This window comes from Curtobacterium guangdongense (assembly GCF_049341845.1).
Lineage (GTDB): Bacteria > Actinomycetota > Actinomycetes > Actinomycetales > Microbacteriaceae > Curtobacterium > Curtobacterium guangdongense.
In genome coordinates this window covers 30,002-52,524 of sequence record NZ_JBMPIT010000015.1, presented here as the reverse complement: position 1 = coordinate 52,524, position 22,523 = coordinate 30,002, and the positions used below count along the sequence as shown (strand labels likewise).

The 22,523-nt window shown below is 71.5% G+C and carries 21 protein-coding genes and 1 other RNA gene; 11 read left to right on the top strand and 11 right to left on the bottom strand.

Annotated elements, in window-relative coordinates; genetic code table 11:
* Positions 1 to 235: 235 nt before the first annotated feature.
* The 5 genes from ACO0E1_RS17805 to ACO0E1_RS17785 all read right to left on the bottom strand — a co-directional run bounded on the left by ACO0E1_RS17805 (position 236) and on the right by ACO0E1_RS17785 (position 5,052).
* On the bottom strand, positions 236 to 1,252 hold the full coding sequence (locus ACO0E1_RS17805; RefSeq protein WP_422875383.1) for an ABC transporter substrate-binding protein: 1,017 nt from the start codon (positions 1,250 to 1,252) through the stop codon (positions 236 to 238).
* Between the two features lie 42 nt (positions 1,253 to 1,294).
* Positions 1,295 to 2,059, bottom strand: coding sequence for an amino acid ABC transporter ATP-binding protein (locus ACO0E1_RS17800; protein ID WP_422875382.1), 765 nt, complete (start codon positions 2,057 to 2,059; stop codon positions 1,295 to 1,297).
* A complete protein-coding gene (locus tag ACO0E1_RS17795) occupies positions 2,056 to 3,615 on the bottom strand; it encodes a GNAT family N-acetyltransferase (RefSeq protein WP_422875381.1) in 1,560 nt (519 codons plus the stop codon). Before ACO0E1_RS17795 ends, ACO0E1_RS17800 begins: the two co-directional genes overlap by 4 nt.
* A 143-nt stretch (positions 3,616 to 3,758) precedes the next feature.
* Positions 3,759 to 4,727 carry an acetylxylan esterase gene (locus ACO0E1_RS17790; protein WP_422875380.1) on the bottom strand — a complete coding sequence of 323 codons (969 nt, stop codon included), beginning with the start codon at positions 4,725 to 4,727 and terminating at the stop codon, positions 3,759 to 3,761.
* A 34-nt stretch (positions 4,728 to 4,761) separates the two neighbouring features.
* Positions 4,762 to 5,052, bottom strand: coding sequence for a metal-sensitive transcriptional regulator (locus ACO0E1_RS17785; RefSeq protein WP_281264352.1), 291 nt, complete (start codon positions 5,050 to 5,052; stop codon positions 4,762 to 4,764).
* A gap of 113 nt (positions 5,053 to 5,165) precedes the next feature.
* Here ACO0E1_RS17785 and ACO0E1_RS17780 point away from each other — a divergent pair, with 113 nt between their 5' ends.
* Positions 5,166 to 6,173, top strand: a complete 1,008-nt coding sequence (locus ACO0E1_RS17780; protein WP_422875379.1) for a hypothetical protein — start codon at positions 5,166 to 5,168, stop codon at positions 6,171 to 6,173.
* A 183-nt stretch (positions 6,174 to 6,356) separates the two neighbouring features.
* Here ACO0E1_RS17780 and ACO0E1_RS17775 read toward each other — a convergent pair whose 3' ends face one another.
* Genes ACO0E1_RS17775 through ACO0E1_RS17765 form a run of 3 tightly spaced genes read right to left on the bottom strand, consistent with a single transcriptional unit; the run spans position 6,357 to position 9,277 of the window.
* Positions 6,357 to 6,917, bottom strand: a complete 561-nt coding sequence (locus ACO0E1_RS17775) for a GIY-YIG nuclease family protein (RefSeq protein WP_422875378.1) — start codon at positions 6,915 to 6,917, stop codon at positions 6,357 to 6,359.
* Between the two features lie 60 nt (positions 6,918 to 6,977).
* Positions 6,978 to 8,384 carry an MFS transporter gene (locus ACO0E1_RS17770; RefSeq protein ID WP_422875377.1) on the bottom strand — a complete coding sequence of 469 codons (1,407 nt, stop codon included), beginning with the start codon at positions 8,382 to 8,384 and terminating at the stop codon, positions 6,978 to 6,980.
* 53 nt (positions 8,385 to 8,437) lie between these two features.
* Positions 8,438 to 9,277 carry a siderophore-interacting protein gene (locus ACO0E1_RS17765; protein WP_402728569.1) on the bottom strand — a complete coding sequence of 280 codons (840 nt, stop codon included), beginning with the start codon at positions 9,275 to 9,277 and terminating at the stop codon, positions 8,438 to 8,440.
* A gap of 89 nt (positions 9,278 to 9,366) precedes the next feature.
* On the opposite strand from ACO0E1_RS17765, the gene ACO0E1_RS17760 reads away from it, so the two are divergent.
* A complete protein-coding gene (locus tag ACO0E1_RS17760) occupies positions 9,367 to 10,032 on the top strand; it encodes a biliverdin-producing heme oxygenase (RefSeq protein WP_422875376.1) in 666 nt (221 codons plus the stop codon).
* A gap of 30 nt (positions 10,033 to 10,062) precedes the next feature.
* Here the strand turns inward: ACO0E1_RS17760 and ACO0E1_RS17755 are convergent, their stop codons facing one another.
* Complete coding sequence (locus ACO0E1_RS17755; protein WP_422875375.1) at positions 10,063 to 11,790, bottom strand: BCCT family transporter; 1,728 nt, start codon at positions 11,788 to 11,790, stop codon at positions 10,063 to 10,065.
* 150 nt (positions 11,791 to 11,940) lie between these two features.
* Here ACO0E1_RS17755 and ACO0E1_RS17750 point away from each other — a divergent pair, with 150 nt between their 5' ends.
* The 9 genes from ACO0E1_RS17750 (at position 11,941) to ACO0E1_RS17710 (ending at position 21,192) form a co-directional block, all read left to right on the top strand.
* Positions 11,941 to 14,598: a phosphoenolpyruvate carboxylase gene (locus ACO0E1_RS17750; protein WP_422875374.1), complete on the top strand. Its 2,658-nt coding sequence runs from the start codon at positions 11,941 to 11,943 to the stop codon at positions 14,596 to 14,598.
* Between the two features lie 141 nt (positions 14,599 to 14,739).
* Positions 14,740 to 15,942, top strand: coding sequence for a multidrug effflux MFS transporter (locus ACO0E1_RS17745; protein WP_422875373.1), 1,203 nt, complete (start codon positions 14,740 to 14,742; stop codon positions 15,940 to 15,942).
* A 75-nt stretch (positions 15,943 to 16,017) separates the two neighbouring features.
* Positions 16,018 to 16,353, top strand: a complete 336-nt coding sequence (locus ACO0E1_RS17740; RefSeq protein WP_422875372.1) for an STAS domain-containing protein — start codon at positions 16,018 to 16,020, stop codon at positions 16,351 to 16,353.
* A complete protein-coding gene (locus ACO0E1_RS17735; RefSeq protein ID WP_422875371.1) occupies positions 16,350 to 16,781 on the top strand; it encodes an ATP-binding protein in 432 nt (143 codons plus the stop codon). Before ACO0E1_RS17740 ends, ACO0E1_RS17735 begins: the two co-directional genes overlap by 4 nt.
* Positions 16,782 to 16,871: 90 nt before the next feature.
* Positions 16,872 to 17,831: a helix-turn-helix transcriptional regulator gene (locus ACO0E1_RS17730; protein WP_422875370.1), complete on the top strand. Its 960-nt coding sequence runs from the start codon at positions 16,872 to 16,874 to the stop codon at positions 17,829 to 17,831.
* Positions 17,832 to 17,866: 35 nt separating this feature from the next.
* Positions 17,867 to 18,412, top strand: a complete 546-nt coding sequence (locus ACO0E1_RS17725; protein WP_422875369.1) for an RBBP9/YdeN family alpha/beta hydrolase — start codon at positions 17,867 to 17,869, stop codon at positions 18,410 to 18,412.
* 129 nt (positions 18,413 to 18,541) lie between these two features.
* The gene (locus ACO0E1_RS17720) at positions 18,542 to 19,564 is read left to right on the top strand and encodes a hypothetical protein (RefSeq protein ID WP_422875368.1); all 1,023 of its coding nucleotides are present in this window, start codon (positions 18,542 to 18,544) and stop codon (positions 19,562 to 19,564) included.
* Positions 19,565 to 19,600: 36 nt separating this feature from the next.
* On the top strand, positions 19,601 to 20,455 hold the full coding sequence (locus tag ACO0E1_RS17715; RefSeq protein WP_422875367.1) for a Nif3-like dinuclear metal center hexameric protein: 855 nt from the start codon (positions 19,601 to 19,603) through the stop codon (positions 20,453 to 20,455).
* Between the two features lie 2 nt (positions 20,456 to 20,457).
* Positions 20,458 to 21,192, top strand: coding sequence for a zinc ribbon domain-containing protein (locus ACO0E1_RS17710; RefSeq protein WP_422875366.1), 735 nt, complete (start codon positions 20,458 to 20,460; stop codon positions 21,190 to 21,192).
* Positions 21,193 to 21,283: 91 nt separating this feature from the next.
* Here the strand turns inward: ACO0E1_RS17710 and rnpB are convergent.
* Together rnpB and ppgK are read right to left on the bottom strand one after the other, a co-directional pair.
* Positions 21,284 to 21,640, bottom strand: an RNA gene (gene rnpB / locus ACO0E1_RS17705) — RNase P RNA component class A.
* Positions 21,641 to 21,761: 121 nt separating this feature from the next.
* Positions 21,762 to 22,511: a polyphosphate--glucose phosphotransferase gene (ppgK, locus tag ACO0E1_RS17700; protein ID WP_422875365.1), complete on the bottom strand. Its 750-nt coding sequence runs from the start codon at positions 22,509 to 22,511 to the stop codon at positions 21,762 to 21,764.
* Positions 22,512 to 22,523: the final 12 nt, after the last annotated feature.

Sequence of the window (22,523 nt, the reverse complement as noted above, 5' to 3'; positions counted from 1 at the left end):
CCGCGAATACGCTGCCTGCCGACCCACCACAACCACCCCAATCGCTCAAGGTGTTGCGACCACCGAATGAACCCAAGCTGTCGTACGACAGCGACCCTGTCGCTGGCCCGCGCGCGCAACTGTTGCGTCCGCAACGAGCGACACCCTCGACGTCGTACGACGTCGAGGGTGTCGTTCCGAGTCGGTGCCAGACCGGACCCAACCTGCCGGACCCCCCGCCCCGACCGCGCCCGGCTCAGCTGTTGTCGCGCGGCAGCCCCGGCGGGTTGATCTCGGACTCCTGCACGGCCTCGTTCGACAGGTTGTACGCCCGCAGCCACTTGGCGTACGTACCGTCCGCGATGAGCTCGTTGATCGCCTTCTGGACCGGCTCCACGAGTCCGTCGTCCTTCTTCGTCGTCGCGGCGATGAGTCCCTGCAACGACCCACCCGCACCGGAGTACGTCCCCGCGGTCTTGGTCGGGTTCGCGCTGCCGGTGCTCTGCGTGTTCTGGTAGGCGACACCCGGGTTCGGGCCGAAGGAGGCGTCGATCTTGCCGGAGTCGAGCGCGAGCTTCGTCGAGTTCGTGTCCGGGTAGTACTTGACCGTCAGGGTCTTGCCTGCGGCCTCGAGCTGGTCCTTCCACTCGAGCAGGATCTTCTCCTGGTTCGTGCCGGACCCGACGGCGACGGTCTTGCCCGCGAGCACCGACGGGTCGCCGTCGAACGTCCAGTCGCTCGACTCCAGGACCTGGAAGGCCAGGTTGTCCTCGCGGTACGAGGCGAAGTCGTACTTCTCCTTGCGCTGCTCGGTGTCCGTGATGTTCGAGAACCCGACGTCGACCGAGCCGCTGTCGATGCCGACGAACAGGTTGTCCCAGGTGGAGTTCTTCACCTGCGCGTCGAGCCCGAGCTTCGCGGCGACGAGCCGTCCGAGGTCGGGCTCGGCACCCGTGAGGGTCTTCTGGTCGTCGCCGGTGTACGCCAGTGGCGGGAACCCGGAGGGCAGCGCGCCGATGCCGATGACGAGTTCGCCCGACTTCTTGACGTCGGACGGCAGCGCGTCGTGGAGCTTCGTGTCCTCGGCGACGGTGAGCGTCGTCTCCTTCGCGGCACCGTTCGAGGCGGCACCGATGGTGACGGTGCCATCGGACGAGCCGGAGCCGGTGCCGGCGTTCGCTCCCGCGGCGCAGCCGGCCAGGGCGACGACGACGCCGGCGGCGATGACGAGGGCGCCGGTGCTGCGCCAGCGGGACAGGGTGGTGATGGGCATGGTTCTCCTGGGGTCGGGTGCTGTGGGGGTGGGGAGGCGGGGTCAGCGCAGGCGGCTGAGGAACGCGCGGGTCCGGTCGTGGCTGGGCGCGTCGAGGACCTGCGACGGCGGACCCTGCTCGACGATCCGTCCGTGGTCGAGGAACACGACGTGGTCGGCGACCTCGCGGGCGAATGCGACCTCGTGGGTGACGATGACGAGGGTCGTGCCGGACGCGGCGAGGGACCGGATGACGCCGAGCACCTCGCCGACGAGCTCCGGGTCGAGCGCCGAGGTGGGCTCGTCGAGCAGGAGCACCTCGGGCTCGAGGGCCAGCGCGCGGGCGATCGCCACGCGCTGCTGCTGGCCGCCGGAGAGTTGCCGCGGACGGGCGTCTGCGCGGTCGCCCAGCCCGACCTGCTCGAGCAGGGCGATGCCGCGGACCCGGGCGGAAGCGACTCGGACACCGGAGGCGACGAGTCCCTCGATCACGTTCTCGAGCGCGGTCAGGTGCGGGAACAGGTTGAAGTGCTGGAACACGAACCCGATCCGGGCGCGCTGCCGGAGGATCGCTCGCTCGGGGAGTTCCTTGTACCGACCGGTCGCCGGAACCAGCCGCACGCCGATCGTCTCGTCGCCGATCGTGACGACGCCGCGGTCCAGCGGTTCGAGGTGGTTGATCGCCCGGAGCAGCGTGGACTTCCCGGACCCGGACGGCCCGAGCACGGCGGTGACGCTCCCGGCCGCCAGGTCGAGGTCGATCCCGTCGACGACCCGGTTGTCGCCGAAGGCCTTGACGGCGCCGCGGATGCTGATCGTTGCGCTCACGAGACGACCCTTCCCTCGTTGGTGTCGGAGGTGACCAGACGGCCAGCGGGCGCCGACGGTCGGGCCGGAGCCGAGCCTCCCGTTCGGATCCGTCGCCAGGCGGCGCGCACCCGCTGCGACGGCGTCGGCGGCAGCGTGCGCACCGAGCCGCGGGACGTCCACTGCTCGACGTAGTACTGGACGACGGAGACGGCACTGGTCAGCGCGAGGTACCAGAGCGTCGCGACGACGAGCAGCGGGATGATGTCCGTCGGGTAGGTGCTCGACAGGTTCTGGACGACCCCGAACAGGTCGAGGAGCGACACGTAGAACAGCAGCGAGCTCGCCTTGAGCAGCCCGACGATCTGGTTCACGAACGCCGGCACGATCGAGCGCATCGCCTGCGGCAGCACGATGCGGAGGAACTGCCGGTGCCGGGGGAGCCCGAGTGCCTGCGCGGCCTCGTGCTGCCCGTGGTCCACCGCGAGGACCCCCGCGCGGACGATCTCCGACGCGTAGGCGATCTCGCTGAGGCTCAGCCCGATCACGCCGATCGCCAGGTCGCCGAGCACGTTCGCGGTCGGCACCTCGACGTGCGGGCCGAACGGCACCCCGATCCCGATCGTCGGGTACAGGTTGCCGAGGTTGTAGAGGAAGACGAGCACCAGGATCAGCGGTACGGACCGGAACAGCCAGACGTACCCCCAGGCCAGGCTCGACAGCACCGGGTTGCGCGACAGGCGGGCGATCGCGACGACGATGCCGCCGGCGAAGCTGATCACGGCGCTGAGCGCCGTCGCGACGAGCGTGAGCTGCAGTCCGGTCATGATCGCCGGGCTGAACAGCCACTTCCCGACCCGCGGCCACTCCCAGGACGGGTTCGTGAAGAGCGTCTCGACGAGGTTCGCGAGCAGCACGAGCACGACGGCCGCGGCCATCCAGCGCAGCGGGTGGCGGAGCGGGATGACGGGGCGGTCGAGTGCGGCGCGTCCGGCCGCGGCGGTTGCGTCCGTCGCGTCGGTTCCGTTCGGCCTGGAGGCTCGGGTCGGCCCCGCCCCGTCGGTCCGGATGGGCTTCTCGAACGGGTGGATCCCCACCTCCTCCGACGACTTGGTCACGTCGTACAGCGGGGTGTAGCCGAGCCGGGTGTAGAGCCGGACCGCCTCGGGCTGACGTGGCCCGGTCGTCAGGTACACCCGTCCGAAGCCCCGCCGTCCGGCCTCGGCCTCGAGCTCCTCGACGACGACACCGGCGAGGCCCCGGCCGCGCGCCTCGGGGGCCGTCCAGATCCGCTTCAGCTCGACCGTGTCGTCGTCGTGGGGCTTGAAGGCGCCGCCGGCCACCAGCCGGTCGTCCTCGTAGAGGAGCACGAACGTGCCGAGCGGCGCGGTGAAGTGCTCGACGGGGTACCGGTTGATCTCGATGGAGGCGGGTTCGCCGAAATGGTCGCCGTAGCGGGCGTCGTACTCGCGTTCGAGGTCCGCGAGCATCGGCGCCGCCGCCGGGTCGTCGGGTCGGACGGTGCGGAACGCGAGGGCGCCGTGCCGGTGCTCCGTCGCCTGTGCCGTGTCGGTCATGGCGTGACCGTACGAGCGGTCCGTGCCACTCGACAACGCCCCGCGCAACACAGCGGCACGGGACGGAACGGAACGTCACGTCGACGTGGTGGATGACCTTCCGTGACGCGTCAGCCGCTCGGGGGTGTACGTGGAGAACGCCCTCAGCTGAGGACGGACCGCAGCCGTGGGAGCGTCTCGACGTCCTCGTGCGCGCCGCCGCCCTCGTGGCCGTTGAACTCCCACACCGTCATCTCCTTGGGGCCCGCGTGCGCGTTGTACGCCGCGTAGACGGTCGAGGGCGGGCAGGTCGGGTCCATGAGCGCGGTGGAGTACCAGGCCGGAGCCGTCGCGCGGGCGGCGTGCAGGACCCCGTCGAAGTACGCCAGCGTGCCGAACACCTGGTCACGCTTCGTGCGGTGCACCGTGAGGTACTGCGCGATCTCGCGGTAGGGGTACGCGTCGGTGATCGTCGTGCCCCGCGGGAAGTCGCAGAGGAACGGCACGCGGGGGAACACCCCGGCGAGTCCCTCGACCAGACCGGACACCGCGATCGCCATGCCGCCGCCCTGGCTGACGCCGAGCACAGCGATGCGGGCGGGGTCGACGAGGTCGATCGCCCGCGCGGCGTCGACGGCACGGACGGCGTCGGTCGTGAGTCGGCGGTAGTAGTAGGTCTCCGGCGACTCGATGCCGCGCGTCATGACCCCGGGGACCGCCGGGCCGGAGCCGTCCGGGTCCGGGGTGTCGCCGACGGACCAGCCGGACCCCTGGCCGCGGGTGTCCATGAGCAGGTGCGCGTACCCGGCGGACGCCCACAGCAGCTGCTGGGTCGCGAGGCCCCGCCCGCCGCCGTAGCCGATGTACTCGACCACCGCGGGGAGCGGCGCGTCCGGGCTCGTGCCGGCGGGAACGGTCAGCCAGGCGTGGATGCGCTGCCCGGCCCAGCCGGCGAAGCTCACGTCGTAGGTGTCGAGCGTCGTGAGACCCGTCTCGACCCGCTCGACGACGACGTCGACGGGGTGCTGCCGGGCGTCGGCGAGGGTGGTGGTCCAGAAGTGGTCGAAGTCATCGGGCTCGACGACGCTCCCGCGGTAGGCGAGGAGCTCGGGCCCGGTCATGTCCGTGTACACGACACCGACCCTGGCACGGCTGCGTCGGGTCTGGCTAGGAGCGGACGAGTCGAGCGATGGCCTCGGACGCTTCCTTGATCTTCGCCTCGGGGTCGCCGCCGTCCGCCATCGCATCGGCGACGCAGTGGCTGAGGTGGTCCTCGACGAGGCCCAGTGCGACCGACTGCAGGGCCTTCGTCATCGCGGACACCTGGGTGAGGATGTCGATGCAGTACTGCTCGTCCTCGACCATGCGCTGCAGCCCGCGAGCCTGGCCCTCGATGCGCCGGAGACGCTTCAGGTACGCGTCCTTGGACGAGATGTAACCGTGGTGGTGCTCGGTCATGGCGCCTCCTGTCGAGTGGTACCCCACCAGGGTATGTCATGCGGCCGGGACCGCCCCACGACTGCCGGTCCGCTCGCGGTCGACTGTCGGTGGTGCGCCCTACCGTGACCGTCGTGGTGGAACCCGTCGACGCGTGGTGGCGCCGCCGGCAGTGGTCGCGCGGTGTGCCGGTGCCGTACGCCATCGGGGAGTTCCGCGCCGCGTGGGCGTCGTACCCGGTGCTCGTCCGGCAGTACCACCCGGAGTGGAACGCCGGCATCGTCCTCACCCAGGTCCCACCGGCGGCAGAGGTCCTCCTGACCTGGGAGTGCGACGTCGGTCACGTGTTCGTCGCGACCCCGGCGGAACAGCGCGGGCGTCCCGGCCGCGAACGTCGTCGTTCCGTCTGGTGCCCCGAGTGCGCGCTGATGGCGAAACCGCAACGCTGGCCGACCCTGCCCGAGGAGTGGCCCGAAGCGGTTCCTGCACCTCAACGAGCGGTACGGGTGACCGGTCGGCAGACCCTGCCGGCCGCCCCCGGTCGTGGGATCGGCGCTTCCGGGACGTCGTCCGGCATGCCGACCGGCGCGGTGGCGTCCGAGCGTGTCCGTCGGCCCGGTGCGGTCCGGTCGTCCGGCTCCCGTTCGGCGGTTCCCTCTCGCTCGGCGGCTCCTCGTCGCATCTGCCAGAAGACCCCGCGACTGCCGTCCGGCGACGCCTTCGTCAGCGTGTGTGCGCCGGCGACGGCCTCCGCGGTGGAGGCCGAACTCCGGCAGGCGCTGTCCGACCGCTTCGACTTCACGTTCGACCGGAACGCGATCCGCCTCGACCGACCGTTCCACGACCACGTCGAGGCGTGGCCGGACATCATCCTGCCCGAGCTCCGCGTCGCCATCGAGTACGACTCCACCGGGCGGCACGGCCTCGAGCACGTGGGGCCCCGCGAGGCGTCCGACCGCCGCAAGGACCGGGCGATCCGCGGTGTCGGGTGGGAGGTGATCCGGATCCGCACCGGTCGGCTGCCCGCGCTCGGCCCCCACGACCTGCAGGTGTCGGGCATCTCCGGTCGGACCATCGCGAGCCTGGTCGACACGCTCCGTGACGTCCGCGGCGCGCTCTTCGTCGACGCCTACGCGCGCTGACGCCGCGCCCGCGCCCGCCTGGGGCCGCCTGGGGCCGCCGACATCGCGCCCCCGCGTGGACATCGCGCCCCGCCGTGACCGGGCGCGATGTCCATGCGGGGGCGCGAACCGCCGGGCAGGCCACGGCAGGGCAGGACACGGCCGGGCAGGACACGGCCCGGCAGGCCACGCTCGCCGCACCCGTCACCCGCGGAGCGCCAGGGCCTCGCTCGTCCATCGCGCGTGCAACGCCCACGGGTCCGACACCCCGCCGGCGACGACCGCGACGTGCTCGAGCAACGCCGGCGTCGTGCGGAACCACTCGGTCCCCGGGTACCGCGTCGCGGCGAACTCCCCGTGCCGACGCCGTTCGAGCACCCGGTCGCCCCGCTCGAACGCCATCAGATCCTGGTGGCTGATCCGCCCCAGCCGCTGCCGCGGGTTCGCGGTCGTGCCGATCTTGATCCGATCGCCGACGTCGTCACGCTGCCGCAGGTAGTACACGACGTCGACCCGCGGGGGAGCGAGGTCGCCGTCGGGGACGTCCCCGTACGGCCACTCGCACACGGCGCACACCGATCCCGACGGCCACCGCACGCCGAGCCGCGATCCGCAGACGAGACAGGGGCCGGGCAGGAGGTCCTCGGTCCCTCGGGCGGCGGCGGCGAAGTCGGCCACGAGCACCGCGTGTGACTCGCACAGCGGCACCGGCGCGCCGGACGCGACCGGGCCCGCGCAGCCCGGGACGCAGCAGGACTGGACCATGCGCCGAACGCTACCGGCGACGTCCGACGCTCCCCGGGCCTCCCGTCAGGTGTCCCGCCGTCAGGACGCCGCGACCGTCTCGGACGGTCCCCGCGCGGCACGGTCCACCCGCGCGAGCGACCGGTCCACCAGGGTGATGACGAGGAAGAGCGTCGCGGCACCCGCCATGAACCACGCCAGGTCGTGGAGTCCCGCGTCCGTCATCCCGTGGTGGAAGAACGCCCCGCTGGCCGACGACGCGATCATCGCCCCGAGGTACATGAACGTCCGGAGGAGCCCTGCGGAGGCACCCACCCGCGCGGGGTCCGCCTGGTGGTAGAGCGTGTTCTGCACCGCCAGGTTGACGAGCCCCTGGGGGATCCCGAGCACGATCGCGACCACGAGCAGCAGTGCGATCGGCGAGCCGGACCCCGTGAACAGGACGACGACGCACCCCACCACCTGCGCGGCCGCACCGACCACGAGCTTGCCGCGGATCTCCGGGCGTCGACCGGTGAGCGTCGCGACCAGGATCCCCGTCGCGAACGTCGGCAGCAGGACGAGTCCCGCCTGGGACGGGGAGAGCCCGCGACCGCCTTCGAGCCACTGCGTGAACCCGTAGAGGAAGCAGTACGACACCGTGGCCGCGAGCACGCCGCGGGCGTACGTGACGAGCAACGGCACGTTGCCGGCGAAGACCCGTACGTCGATGAACGGGTCGGGAGCGCGCAGGGAACGCCACGCGAAGGCGGCGCCGAACAGCACGGCGAGCCCGAGCAGCCACAGCGTCCCGACCTCGATCGACATGAGGAAGAGCAAGAGGGTGACGAGCGTCCCGGCGAACAGCACGATCCCGAGCAGGTCGATCCGGAGCCGGCCGGCACCAGGGGTCGCGGGCACCGTGCGCGGCAGGACCAGCGCCCCGAGCACCAGGCACGCGACCGCGAGCGGGATGTTCACCGCGAACGTCGCACGCCAGCCGCCGACCCCGATGAGGAGCCCGCCGAGCGTCGGCCCGATGACCGCGATCGTCTGGGTCGCGACCGACAGCGCCGTGAGCACACCGGCGGGGGAGGCGATCCCGGTGCGGTCCGCCTCGGAGCGGATGAGGTACATCGAGGCCGGGTAGCCGGCGCAGGTGCCGAATCCGAGCACGACGCGCGCGGCGATGAGGACCCCGAGGTTCGGCGCGAACACGCCCAGCACGCCCGCGATGCCGGTGAGTGCCGCTCCGATCAGGAACAGCCGTCGGGGCCCGAAGGTGTCCACGAGCCGTCCGACGAGCGGCTGTCCGATGCTCGTCGCGAGGTAGAGCGCCGACACGAGCCACGCCGTCTGCGACGGGGGAGCGCCGAACGCCGACGCGATGGGCACGAGGGCGACGGCGATGATCGAGGAGTTGATCGGGTTGAGGATCGACCCGAGCATCATCGGTGCGAGCAGCCGCCGGTCGAACCGGTCGGTGCGCGCGGCAGTGCTGGCGGACATGCCGCAACCGTACGCTCCTCAGCGCAGTTGTACAACCATGCTGTACAAAAGGATCAGTCGAAGATCACGCCGATCGGCTCGCGCTTCTCCTCCTGGAACCGGTCCTCGGCACGACCGAGCGCCCAGTACGCCGACAGGGACATGTCCGACTTCTCGAGTTCCCACTCGTCCTGCAGGAGGCGACGGATCGCCTTCATCGCGGTCCGCTCGCCGTGCGCGAAGACCTGGACCGGACGGGAGGCTCGTGGCAGTTTGCGGGCCTCCTCCAGCAGGAGCGTGCCCGGCTCGGCGCCGGCGGCGTCGCGGTACAGCCAGCGGAGCGCGATCCCCGCCGGGTGCGGGATGTCCTGCTCGTCGTCCGGGCCGGCGATCTCGACCAGGGCGACACCGGTGGCGGAGTCGTCCATCGCCTCCAGTGCGGACGCGATCGCGGGCAGTGCACTGTCGTCACCGAGCAGCACGTGCGCGACGGCCGGGTCGGTGCTCGGCGCGTAGCCGCCGCCCGGGCCGGACAGTGCGAGCGTGTCGCCCGGTTCCGCCGCCGCGGCCCAGGGACCGGCGAGTCCCTCGTCCCCGTGCACCACGAAGTCGATCGCGATCGTGCGGGCATCGTGGTCGATCGCCCGGACGGTGTAGGTGCGGCGTGCGGGACGGTCCTGCTTCGGGAGGGTCTCGCGCAGCGCCTCGAGGTCGTACGGCGGCTGCAGTCCGAGCGACGGCTTCGCGAGCAGGAGCTTCACGTACTTGTCCGTGGTCTCGAGTCGTTCGGGGTCGGCCGCGTGGACGAAGTCCTCGAACGCGGGACCGCCGAGGTGGACCCGGACCATGTGCGGCGAGAGGCGCTCGGTGCGCTCGACGACGAAGACGTGCTGGGGGCGGTTCGGTTTGCTCATCGTGGTGGAGCTTCCTCTCGGGGGATCGCAATCGCCTGGAAGTTCGTCGGACTGCTTGACGTCCGGCTCGGTAAGGTTAGCCTTACCTCATGGACAGTCCCGTCATCCCGTTCTCCGAGCTGCTGCGGAAGCGCACCCGTCGCTCGAACGGCTCCTCGGCGGGGAACGGTTTCATGGACGACCTGCTCGGCGGGAAGTGCGACGTCGCCGACTACGCCGCGCTGCTCGGACAGTACTCGTTCGTGTACGACGCCCTCGAGCGTGCCGCCGCACGCATGGCAGACCACCCGGTCGCAAGCCCGTTCGTCACCGCGCAGCTGACCCGGATGCCCGCGATCCGATCGGACCTCGAGTACCTCATCGGCTCGGACTGGTCCGAGTTGGTCTGCCCGCTGCCGGCGACGACCGCCTACGTGCGACGGCTGAACGAGGTCGCCGCCGAGTGGCCAGGCGGGTTCGTCGCACACCACTACACGCGGTACCTCGGCGACCTGTCCGGCGGGCAGGTGATCGGCCGGATGCTCTCCGACCAGTTCGGGTTCGACACGAACGGCGTGCTGTTCTACATCTTCGACCAGGTCGCCGACCCTGCCGCGTTCGAGGACACCTACCGCGGCCAGCTCGACGCCGCGCCGTGGGACGACGACGAGCGCGAGCGGGTGATCGCCGAGGTCGAGCTGGCGTACGAGCTCGACAACGGTCTCCTCGCGGAGCTCGATGCCCGTCGCCGCCCGGACGTGGCAGCGACCGCCTGAGCGTCGACGACCGGAGCGCGGCACGCCGAGCTACCGTCGGATGCGCCGTGCCAGCTTCCCGATCGGGCCGGTCCGCGGTGCCCGTTCGGACGGGTCCTCGACCTCCTGCTGGTAGAAGTCCGCGAAGTCGACCATCATCGCCCGGCGCTCCGCGCGGAGGTACGCCCGACGCTCCCGGGTGAACGCGACGACGGTCGACCAGCACATCAGCACCATCACGACGCTGAACGGCAACGCCGTGGTGATCGCGGCCGTCTTCAGCGCGTTCAACCCACCGGCGAGCAGGAGCGCGACCGCGACGAGGGCGGTGACCGCGGCGAAGAACACGCGGATCCAGTTCTTCGGCTCGATCTGCCCGCCGGTCGCGATCATGCCCATCACGAGTGCCCCCGAGTCCGCGGAGGTCACGAAGAACACCCCGATCAGGACGATCGCGCCGATGACGAGCACCGATCCGGCCGGCAGGTCCCCGAGCATCTGGAAGAGCACCTGCTCGACGTTCACGCTCCCCCCGGCGCTCACGAGGTCCCCGTTCCCGTTGAGCTGGTCCCACAGCGCGGTCCCGCCCATGATCGAGAACCAGAGGAAGGTGAGCAGGGTCGGGACGAAGAGCACGCCGAGGACGAACTGCCGGACGGTCCGACCGCGGGAGATCCGGGCGATGAAGATGCCCACGAACGGCGCCCACGACATCCACCAGCCCCAGTAGAACGTCGTCCAGGCTCCCTGCCACTCCTGCCCGGCCTTGCCCGCGAACGCACTCGTGTCGAACGCGAGCCCGACGAAGCCCTGCAGGTACTGCCCGATCGACTGCACGAACTCGCCGAGCAGGAACTGGGTCGGACCGAAGACGAGCACGACGAGGAGCAGCGCGGCGGCGAGCAGCAGGTTGATGTTCGAGAGGTACTTCATGCCCTTGCCGACGCCGCTCAGCAGTGACCCGATGGCGATCAGCGTGACGACGACGATCAACACGATCTGCAGGCCGCGCGTGTTCGCCGCGATGTCCGTGTAGTCGAGCCCCGCGCCGATCTGCAGGACACCGAGGCCGAGGGACGTGGCGACGCCGAACAGCGTCCCGACGAGCGCGACCACGTCGATGAGGTTGCCCCACCCGCCGGTCACCCGCTTGCCGAGGAGCGGTTCGAGGGCCCAGCGGATGGACACCGGGCGACCGCGGCGGTGGATCGCATAGGCGAGCGCGAGCCCGACGACGACGTAGATGGCCCACGCGTGCAGGCCCCAGTGCAGGAACGTCTGGGACATCGCGCGCTGGGCGAGCTGCTCGTCGCTGCCGGTGACGCCCGGCCTGGGGGAGGCATAGTGGCTGAGCGGCTCCGCGACGCCGTAGAAGACGAGGCCGATGCCCATCCCGGCGGCGAACAGCAGCGCGAGCCAGGACATGGTGGAGAACTCGGGCTCCTCGTCGTCCTTGCCGAGCACGATGTCGCCGAACCGGCTGAACCCGATCCAGATCGCGAACAGGACGAACCCCGCGGCGACGATGACGTAGTACCACCCGAAGTCGCGGACGATGGCCTGTTGGACGGAGTCGAAGACGGCCTCGGTCTGCTTCGGTGCGATGAGCGCCACGATGACGAAGGCCAGCACCAAGCCGGCTGCCGGCCAGAACACCCAGCGCTTGATCGGAGGCTCGTCGTGCGTCGCCGGCGCAGCGCCCGTTGCGTCCGCCGGCGCAGCGTCCGTCTCCTCGATGGCCCGCTCGGCACCCTCGGCCGGTTCCGCAGTGTCGCTCACGCCCCGGATTCTACGAACGGACCCCGGAGTCCGTCCGGATGCGATGCGAATCCGCGCCGCCCGTCCGGACGGTCGTCGTCACCGGCGCCCGGCTGCCGATACGCTGCTCTGGACCCGGAGCGGTATACCGGGCCGACCCGAAAGGACGAGATGACGGCGATCGACGGATCGACGCGCTTCGGGAGCGCGCGCGACGATGTGAGCGGAGCGGTCGACAGCGACCTGCGATCGGATGTCCGCTACCTCGGCAAGCTGCTCGGGCGCGTGCTGCGCGAGAGCGGCGGCGACGACCTCCTGCGCGACGTCGAGGCCCTGCGTGCCGCGGTGATCGAGGCGTACGAGGGCTCCGACGCGGACGGCGCTGCCCGTGCCGAGGCGGTCGTGTCCGGGCTCTCGGCGGAACGCGCCGAAGAGGTCGCACGCGCCTTCACCACCTACTTCCACCTGACGAACCTGGCCGAGGAGCACCACCGCGTGCGCGTGCTCCGCCTGCGCGGGGACGACGGCGGGGTCGCGGGGGACTCCTTCCCGGCGACGTTCGCCCAGCTCGTCGACGAGGTCGGCGCCGAGCAGGCGGCGGCGCGACTCGACTCGCTCCGCTTCCACCCGGTCCTGACCGCGCACCCGACCGAGGCCCGCCGTCGCGCGGTGACCACGGCCGTCCGCCGCATCACGGACCTCATCGACGAGCGCGACCGGGCGAAGAACTCGACGGCGCTCGTGGAGAACGAACGGCGGCTGCTCGAGGAGATCACGAACCTCCTCCGCACGTCGCCGCTCCGTACCACCCGGCCGACCCCGCTCGACGAGGTCCGCACGGCGATGAGCGTGTTCGACCAGACGCTGTTCGAGATCGTCCCGCAGGTCTACCGTCTGCTCGACGACCGGCTCCAGGGCGACGACGCGGGCAGCGCCCCGGCCAAGGCCCCGGCGTTCGTCCGGTTCGGCACCTGGATCGGCGGCGACCGCGACGGCAACCCGCACGTCACCGCCGACGTCACCCGACAGGCGGCCGAGATCGCGGCGGAGCACATCCTGCTCGGCCTGATGCGCGCGGCGACCCGCATCGGCAGCACCCTGACGCTCGACAGCAGCGAGACGCCGGCCGACGCCGGACTGACCGCGCTCGTGGCGGCGCAGGAAGCCCTCGACGCCGGGATCGCCGAGCGCATCGGGATCCGCGCGCCGAACGAGACGCACCGCCGTGCGCTGCTCTTCACCGCTGCTCGGATCGACGCGACCCGACGTGGCGACGCCGCGCTCGCGTACGACGGTCCGGAGGCGTTCCTCGCGGACCTCCGCACCATCCAGGCCTCGCTCGTCGCGGCCGGTGCCGCCCGTCCCGCGTACGGCGAACTGCAGAACCTCATCTGGCAGGTCGAGACCTTCGGGTTCCACCTCGCCGAGCTCGAGGTCCGCCAGCACTCGCAGGTGCACCGGACCGCCCTCGCCGAGATCCGCGCAGGCGGCGAGCTCAGCGAGACCACCGAAGAGGTCCTCGCCGTCTTCCGGACCATCGCCGACCTGCAGCGTCGGTACGGCGTGCGGGCCTCGAACCGGTACATCGTCTCGTTCACGCAGTCGGCCGAGGACCTGGCGAACGTGCACGCCCTCGCGGCTGCCGCCCTCGGGTCCGCCGAGGCCGCGCCGGTGCTCGACGTCATCCCGCTGTTCGAGACCTTCGCCGACCTGCACGCGAGCGTCGGCATCCTCGACGAGGCCGTCCGGACCGAGGCGTTCCAGCGACGCCTCGCCGCGACCGGCCGCAAGCTCGAGGTCATGCTCGGGTACTCGGACTCGTCGAAGGACGTCGGCCCGGTGTCGGCGAACCTGGCGCTCTACGACGCGCAGGCGAAGATCGCCGAGTGGGCCCGGCAGAACGACGTCGAGCTCACCCTGTTCCACGGTCGCGGCGGATCGCTCGGCCGCGGTGGCGGTCCCGCGAACGAGGCCGTGCTCGCCCAGCCGCCGGGGTCCATCGACGGTCGGCTGAAGCTCACCGAGCAGGGCGAGGTCATCTTCGCCCAGTACGGCGACCAGGACATCGCCGCCCGGCACCTCGAGCAGATGGCCTCCGCGACGCTGTTCGCGTCGTCGCCGTCGAACGAGGCGCTCACCGAGGCCGCCGCCGATCGGTTCGCCGACCTCGCCCAGCGGCTCGACGACGTCTCCCGCGACGCGTTCTACGACCTCGTGAAGGCCGACGGGTTCGCGCCGTGGTTCGCAACGGTGACCCCGATGGAGGAGATCGGGCTGCTGCCGCTCGGGTCCCGTCCGGCGCGCCGTGGGCTGTCGGTCGAGTCGCTCGAGGACCTCCGCGCCATCCCGTGGGTCTTCTCGTGGACGCAGGCCCGGATCAACCTCGCCGGCTGGTACGGCCTCGGTTCGGCGCTCCAGGCAGTCGGCGACGAGGAACTCCTCCGCACCGCCTACGCCGAGTGGCCGCTCTTCGGCGCGATGATCAAGAACGTCGAGATGTCGCTCGCGAAGACGGACGAGCACATCGCCCGCCGCTACCTCGAGCTCGCGGACCGCGACGACCTCGCGGCGAAGGTGCTCGACGAGATGCTCCGCACGCGGGAGTGGGTGCTCCGGGTCTCCGGCGGTGACGACGTGCTCGAGGACCGCCCGGTGCTCGCCCGCGCCGTACGACTCCGCAGCCCCTACGTCGACGCGCTGTCGCACCTGCAGCTCCGCGCCCTGCGCGCCATCCGCAGCACCGGCAGCACCGATCCGGCCGACGCCGACCACCGGCTACTGCTCCTGACGGTCAACGGGATCGCCGCCGGCCTGCAGAACACGGGCTGACGCGCGAACGCACCCGCCTGGAGGCCCGGTGCCGGTCCACGAGACCGGCACCGGGCCTCCGTCCTGTGCCGGTGACCGCCTGGCGGTCCGGATCGCGTCCCGGCCTGTCGAATCGATTCGGTCCGCGGTAGCGTGACGGACGTGACGACGGAGCGCATGCGGACCGGGACCATCTCGACGATCCTGCCGCCGATCGTCCCGCTCGCCCTCATCGTCGGAGTCTCGCCGTTCGCCACCGACATGTACATCCCCGCGCTCCCGGCGATCGCCCGCGACCTCGGCACCACGCCGAGCGCCGTGCAGCTCTCCCTGACGGCCTTCCTCGTGGCCTTCGCGGTCGGGCAGCTGCTCGCCGGCCCGGTCAGCGACGGCATCGGTCGCCGGCCGATGCTCCTCTGGGGCACCGCGCTCTTCGCCGTCGCCTCGCTGGGGTGCGCCCTCGCGCCCGACGTCGTCACGCTGGTCGTCGCCCGGGTCGTGGAGGGCCTCGCCGGAGCAGCCGCTGCCGTGGCCGGGCGGGCGATGGTGTCCGACGTGACCGACGGGGCCGTCATGGCGAAGGTGTTCGGCACCCTCGCGGCGATCAACGCGATCGGGCCGGTCGTGGCGCCGCTGGCCGGGGGAGCGGTGCTGACGGTCGGCACCTGGCGCGTGATGTTCGTCGTGCTCGCGGTCCTCGGCGCGGTGTTCTTCGTGATGGTGGTGGCCCGGTTCCGCGAGACCCTCCGCCCCGAGGCCCGCGGCGGCATCGGCCTCGGCGCGAACTGGCACCGGATGCGCGAGCTCCTCGCGATCCCGCGGTTCCGCGCCTACCTGCTCTCCGGGGTGCTCTCGACGATCGGCTTCTTCGCGTACATCGCGACGAGTTCGTTCGTGTTCCAGACGCAGTTCGGGTTCTCGGAGGGGCTGTACACGATCGTCTTCGCCACGAACGCGACGATGATGATCATCACCACCCTCGTGTTCCGACGGGTCGTCGGGCGGTTCTCCGAGGACTGCCTGCTCACGTTCGGGCTCGTCGTCGGGACGATCGGCGGGGCCGGGGTGCTGGCCTCGGCGCTCTTCGGTCTCGGTCCCATCCCGGTCTGGTGTTCGCTCGCCGTGGTGACGGGCGCGTGGGGGTTCGTCCTGCCGGCCGCGATGACCCGCACGCAGCACGTCGGCGCCGCGCACCCGGGAACGGCGGCCGCACTCCAGGGCGGCCTGTCGTTCGGGCTCGGTGGCCTCGGTACCCCGCTCGCGGGGTTGCTCGGCGGGACCGCGCTCGCGATGGGTGCGGTCATGGTCGTGCTGATGGCGGCGGCGATGGTCGTGCAGACGGTGGCGACACGGAGAACTCGCTGACCGTACCGACGGTGGTCGGAGTCGAACCGATAGGGTCCGTGGTGCACGCGCACCGACCTGAGGAGGACCACCCGCATGGAGATCGTCGTACACGAGGCGCAGACGGACGCGGCGGTCCTGGAGTGCAAGGGGCGACTCAACATGGTCTCGGCCCCCGCGTTCCGGGAGACCGTCGCCAAGGTGGTCGGGGACGGTCGGCACCGTGTGGTGGTCGAGCTCTCCGGCGTGGACTTCATGGACTCGTCCGGACTCGGCGCACTGGTCGGATGCCTGAAGACCGCGCGGCAGGCGGGCGGCGACCTGCGGATCGCGGCGCCGTCGGACCAGGTCTCGATGGTGCTGAAGCTCTCGAACATCGACAAGATCCTGCGGACGTACCCGGACGGGGACGCCGCGGTGTCGAACTGGTGACGAGCGGGTCCGCCGTGGGTGAGCACCGCCTCGAGTTCGCGTCCCCGCCGGACGACGTGGACGCGGTCCACGACTTCCTCGCGGGCGTGTGGGGCACCGAGCCGTCGGTCGGCGCCGAGGACCGCATGGCGTTCGAGCTGGCGCTCGTCGAGCTCGCGTCCAACGTCGTCGAGCACGCGGGTGGCGGACACCGGGTCGCGTGCTCGCTGGCGCTCGCGGTCACCGGTGACGGCCTGGAGGCTCGGCTCACCGACGACGGTCGGCCTGCGTCCGTCGACCCAGCGGCCGCCGTGCTGCCGGACGGGTCCGCGGAGAGCGGTCGCGGTCTGGCGCTGGTCGGCATGGTCGTGGACGAGCTGCGGTACGAACGCGAGGGCGACCACAACCGCTGGACAGTACGCCGCGGCCGGTCCGCCACCACCGCCTGACTGTCCAGAACGCGCACTGGGTGAGCCGGAACCCGCAAGGCTCCGACGGCGATTCCATCGGGGCCTGCGGCACGTGTCACGATCCGGTCGATGACAGTCGAGTCCGACCCCAGGATGAGCTTCGAGACGTCTGGTGACGACCTCGGCGCGGCGCTCCGCATGTACGAGGACGCCTACGAGGGCACCGGCTTCGCTGCGCAGTACACGGAGCGTGACTTCTCCTACCGGTTCCGTGTGGTCGGCGACGACACGATGTCCTTCCGGTCGAGTCGGTTCGACGCCCGGGTGTCCGGCGAGATCGAGGTGCGTGACGAGTACGTCGTGATGTGGACGGCCGAGGGCGGCGGTCAGGTCGACGTCGGCCGCGACGAGGTGACACTCGTCCCGGGGACGCCGATGATGTTCCCGACCGGACGTCCGTACGTCTTCGACCTCGCCGACGTCCGGCAGAGCCTGGTGCAGTTCGAGCGCAGCTACCTGGAGGGCGTGGCGGCGGAGTTGCACGGCGTGCAGCCGGGGCCGCTCGTGTTCGACCACGCCGCCGCGCTCGCAGCCGATGACGTGCGCGTGTGGAACCGGCAGGTCCAGGCCGCTGCCGCGACTGTGCTCGGCAGCGCGCCGGTCTCGCCGCTCGTGCTGGCGGAGACCGCCCGCGAGACCGCGACGACGCTGCTCCGCACCTTCCCGCACCGGCTGCTCACGCCGGACGTCCCCCTGCCGCAGGGCGCGACCGGCAGGGTCCGCGAGGCGGTGGAGTACATGCACGCCTTCGCGCACACACCGATCTCCACGACCGACGTCGCCGAACAGGTCGGCTTGAGCGTCCGTGGTCTGCAGCAGGCGTTCCAGCGTCAGGTCGGCACCGCCCCGAACGCGATGCTCCGCGGGATTCGGTTGGATCGCATCCGCGAGGAGCTCAGCCGGTCATCGCCGGGGGAGCTGACGGTCGCGTCCGTGGCGGTGAAGTGGGGATTCGCGCACCTCGGGCGGTTCTCGGCGGCGTACGCCTCGCGCTTCGGCGAGTACCCGCGGGACACGCTGCAGGGCTGATCGACGACGGCGGACGACCCCCGTACGCTGCAGGAGTGAGCCGACCTCGACCCTGGGTGATCGTCCCCGGCATCTGGAACTCCGACGCCGAGCACTGGCAGTCGCACTGGCAGGAGTCCCGCGGAGCCGACGCCGTCCGGATCGCGCCGACGTCCTGGTCCGAGCCGGACCCCCACGACTGGTCGGCCGCGATCGACCGTGCGGTGGCGGCGTGTGCCGAACCGCCCGTGCTCGTGGCGCACAGCCTCGGCGTGCTGGCGGTGGGGTCGTGGCTCGCGGAGCACGACGACGGCCGGGTCGCCGGCGCCTTCCTCGTCGCACCGCCGGACCCGGACGCTCCCGGGTTCCCCGCCGCGGCGGCCGGCTTCACGGTCCCGACGCAGGTCGTGCGGACGCCCACCGTCCTCGTGGTGAGCGACGACGACCCGTACTGCACCGCTGATCGTGCGCTCGGGATCGCCTCGACGCTCGGCGCGGGAGTGCGGCGGATCGGCGCGCACGGGCACGTCAACGTGGCGAGCGGCGTGGGGGACTGGGACGCCGGGCGCGCCCTGCTCGAGGACTTCGTGACGAGCCTGTAGGGCCGTTCGCAACCGACCGGTGGCCGCCCGGACGACACGCCGTTCACGTTCCGGGCGATATGGCACGCGATGCCGCGACACTCCGCGGATGTCCGACGGAATCGAGCGCGCGATATTCATACTTCCCTCATGGAAACGCAGTCCGGTGCACGCACCCCCCTCGTCGACCCCTTCGGTCGCGAGCTCGAGGAGTGGCTCCGTGACGCACCGGCGACCCGGTCCCCGTACGTGTCGGACCTCGTGGTCCCGCCCGTCACGGGCCCGGTGCAGCGCCCGGACGCCACCACGGACGCCGCATCCGAGCGCGACGACGCCACCGACGAGCCGACGCCGGCATCCTCGGACGACACGGCGTTCCGTCGCCCGCGCGACCGTGGGCGTCACGCCTCGGTCTGCGCTCCGTCCTTCCCCGAACCCCCGGAGCGGCTCGCGCTCCGCATCGACGAGCTCGAGGTCGAGGTGTCCGCGCAGAGCGGCCGCCCGGTGATCGAGCGCATCGTGATCCTCGAGGACGAGGTCCGCCGTCGCGACGAGGACCTCGCCCGCCTGTCCGCCTGGGAAGCCGTCGTCGCCGACCTCACGGACCCCGAGGTCGACGCCGCGCGTGCGTACGCCCGCTCGGTCTTCGCCGACCTGCTCGCCGACGCCGCCGACGAGAACGACCGTCGGGACCGTGCCGCCGCCCGCCGTGCAGCCGCCACCGGAGCGGTCGCCGTCGTGACCGCGGGCTCGGTCGCCGTGGTGACGGCCCCCACCCCGGCACCTGCCCTGGTCGAGCCTGCAGCGGCGCCCGTCACCGCGGACCGGGTCGAGGACCTGGACGTGGAGTCCACGGAGCGTGACGAGCCCGCACGACCCGTGCTGAGCCTCCCGGCCGTGTCGCCGGTGTCCGCGAACACCAGGCCGACCCCGCTCGTCCAGCCCGCGACCGGTCCGACGGTCGTGGACCGCGACGCCTTCGCCGCCGTCCTCCGTGCGCACCGTGTGGAGACGGCCGGCACGCCGGTCGTGTTCGCCGCCGAGCACGCAGCCGAGCTCCCGGCGGTCGCACCGTCACCGGAGCCGCAGCCCGTGGCGACCACCGAAGAGCCGGCGCAGTCCGGTTGGTGGTCCCGGGTCGTCGCCGCGGTGCTCCGGCTCGTCCGCCGCTGAAGCCGGTGGACTGCCGCTCCTCGGTAGACTGATCGGATGCCGACGCTCCGTGATCTCCAGGCCGTGATCGAGTCCCTCTGGCCGGTCGACGGCGCGGAGTCCTGGGACGCGGTCGGCCTCGTCTCCGGGGACCCGGACGCGGTCGTCGAGCACGTGCACCTCGCCGTCGACGCCGTGCCGGACACCGCGCGTGAAGCCGTCGCGCTCGGTGCCGACCTGCTCGTCACGCACCACCCGCTGCTGCTCCGCGGCGTGACGACGATCGCGGAGTCGACGTACAAGGGCTCCGTGCTGGCGACGCTCGTCCGCGGTGGCTGCGCGCTCGTGGCCGCGCACACCAACGCCGACGTGGTGCGCTCCGGCACCTCGGCCGTGCTCGCCGACCGGATCGGCCTCACGGACCTGCGGCCGCTCGAGCCCGGTGCGGCAGCCGACACCGGGATCGGCCGGATCGGCGTCCTGCCGGAGTCCGTCTCGCTCGGTGCGCTCGCACGGCGCATCGTCGACGTCCTGCCGGCCACCGCGTCGGGCGTCCGCGTGTCCGGCGCGTACGACCAGCCCGTCCGGACCGTCGCGCTCTGCGCCGGCGCCGGGGACTCCCTGCTGGGCAACCCGCTCGTGCAGGCCGCCGACGTGTACGTCACGAGCGACCTCCGCCATCACCCGGCGTCCGAGTTCCGCGAGCAGGCGATGCTCGCCGGCGGCCCGGCCCTCATCGACACGTCGCACTGGGCCACCGAGTGGCTCTGGCTCGACGTCGCAGCAGAAGAACTCCGTCGCGCCGCCGGTGTCCGCGTGACGGTGAGCGACCTCCGGACCGACCCGTGGGACTTCGCGGTCCTGCCGAACGCCTCCGTCCCCACCACCGAGCACCACAACGAAGGAGCCTGACCATGAAGGCAGCACCCGAGGACCAGGTCATCCTCCTCGACGTCCAGCGCCTGGACAACGACATCACCCGCATCGCGCACCGCATCAGCTCGCTGCAGAAGGGCGCCAAGCTGACCGAGCTCGGCACGACCGCGGCGGGGCTCCGGAGCGAACTCGTCGCCGCGACCGGCAAGGTCGAGGACGCCGAGCGCGACCTCGCCCGACTCGAGTCCGACACCGCGACGGCCCAGGCGCGGGTCGAGCGCGACACGACCATGCTGCAGAACGTGTCGAGCGCCAAGGACGCCGCCGGGCTCCAGAACGAACTCGACTCGTTGCAGCGCCGTATCGGGGACCTCGAGACGTCCGAGCTGGAGATCATGGAGACGCTCGACGTCCTCCGTGCGCGGGTCGGTGACGTCGAGGCCGAGCTCGCCGACGTCGAGGCGCAGCGCACCGCCCTGGTCGCGGAGCGGGACACCGAGATCCAGCGGCTCGAGGGCGATCGGGTCTCGGCGACCCAGAGCCGCGCCGACGTCGCGGCGAAGGTCCCGGACGACCTCCTCGCGCTGTACGAGCGCCAGCGTGCGCGGTACGGCTTCGGGGCGTCGCTGCTGCAGGGTGGCGTGTCGACTGCGTCCGGCGTGACGCTCACCGGTGCCGACCTGCAGGCGGTCCGCGCGGCGGCGCCGGACGACGTGGTGCTCTGCCCGGACAGCGAGGCGATCCTGGTCCGGACGGCCGAGTCCGGCTTGTAGGGCCTGCCCACCGAACCACGAAACGGACACAGCACCGCGGATCTCCGTGGTGCTGTGTCCGTTTCCCGGTGTGATGCCGGCGGTCGTGGTGCGAACGGGCCGGCCGTACGCCGGGTTCTGTCCCGCCTTGCAGCGGTGACGGCCATCTCTCTCGGACCGACGTTGCCGTCGGCCTCCAGCGGTCTACCCGAGGACTCGGCGAGCAGCCTCGACGTCCTCTGTCTGACCTTGCTCCGGGCGAGGTTTACCGAGCGAGTCCGGTCACCCGGACCCCTGGTGGTCTCTTACACCACCGTTTCACCCTTACCGACGTCTCCGCCGGCGGTCTGCTTTCTGTGGCACTGTCTCGCGGATTGCTCCGGGTGGGTGTTACCCACCGCCCTGCTCTGTGGAGCCCGGACGTTCCTCGGCACTCCCGGGGGAGTGACGCGACCGTCTCACCGACCCGTTCGCAGTGCCGAGTCTACCGGCGATCTTCCCGCCCCCTGACGCCGAGATCGCACTTCGTGTCGCATCCCGGCGCGCGGAACCGACACGAAGTGCGATCTCAAGGGCCGGGGTGGGCCCCGCTACTTCGAGTTGAACGCCAGGGTCGCCGCGCCGATGATGCCCGCGTTGTTGCGGAGCGTCGCGGGGATGATGTCCGCCTGCAGGTCGAGGAGCGGCAGGAACTCGTCGTACTGCTTCGACACGCCGCCGCCGACCACGAAGAGCTCCGGGGAGAGCAGCGCCTCGAGTCGCGAGTAGTACTTCTGCAGGCGCTTCGCCCAGTGCTTCCAGGAGAGGTCGTCCCGCTCCTTCGCCGCGAACGAGGCCTTCGTCTCGTAGTCGACCCCGTCGATCTCCAGGTGGCCGAGCTCGGCGTTCACGATCAGCACGCCGTCGTTGATGAGCGCGGTGCCGATGCCCGTACCGAGCGTCGTCATGATCACGAGGCCGTCCCGACCCTTCGCCGCGCCGAACTGCTGCTCGGCGAACCCGGCGGCGTCGGCGTCGTTGACGAAGTGGATGGAGCGACCGAGCTCCTTCTCGAAGAGCGCCTCGGCCTCGAAGCCGATCCACTTCTTCGACACGTTCGCCGCCGACATGGTCTTGCCGTCGCGGACGATCGCGGGGAAGCACACGCCCACGGGGACGTCCTGGTCCGGGCCGAGCTCCTCGAGGATCTCGACGACGACGGACACGATATCGTGCGGCTTCCCACCCTCCGGGGTGGCCTTCTTGATCCGGTCGGTCGTCAGTTCACCGGTCGTCGTGTCGACGATCGCGCCCTTGATGCCCGTACCGCCGATGTCGACGCCGACTGCGAGTGAGGTCATGAGGAGCGGTTG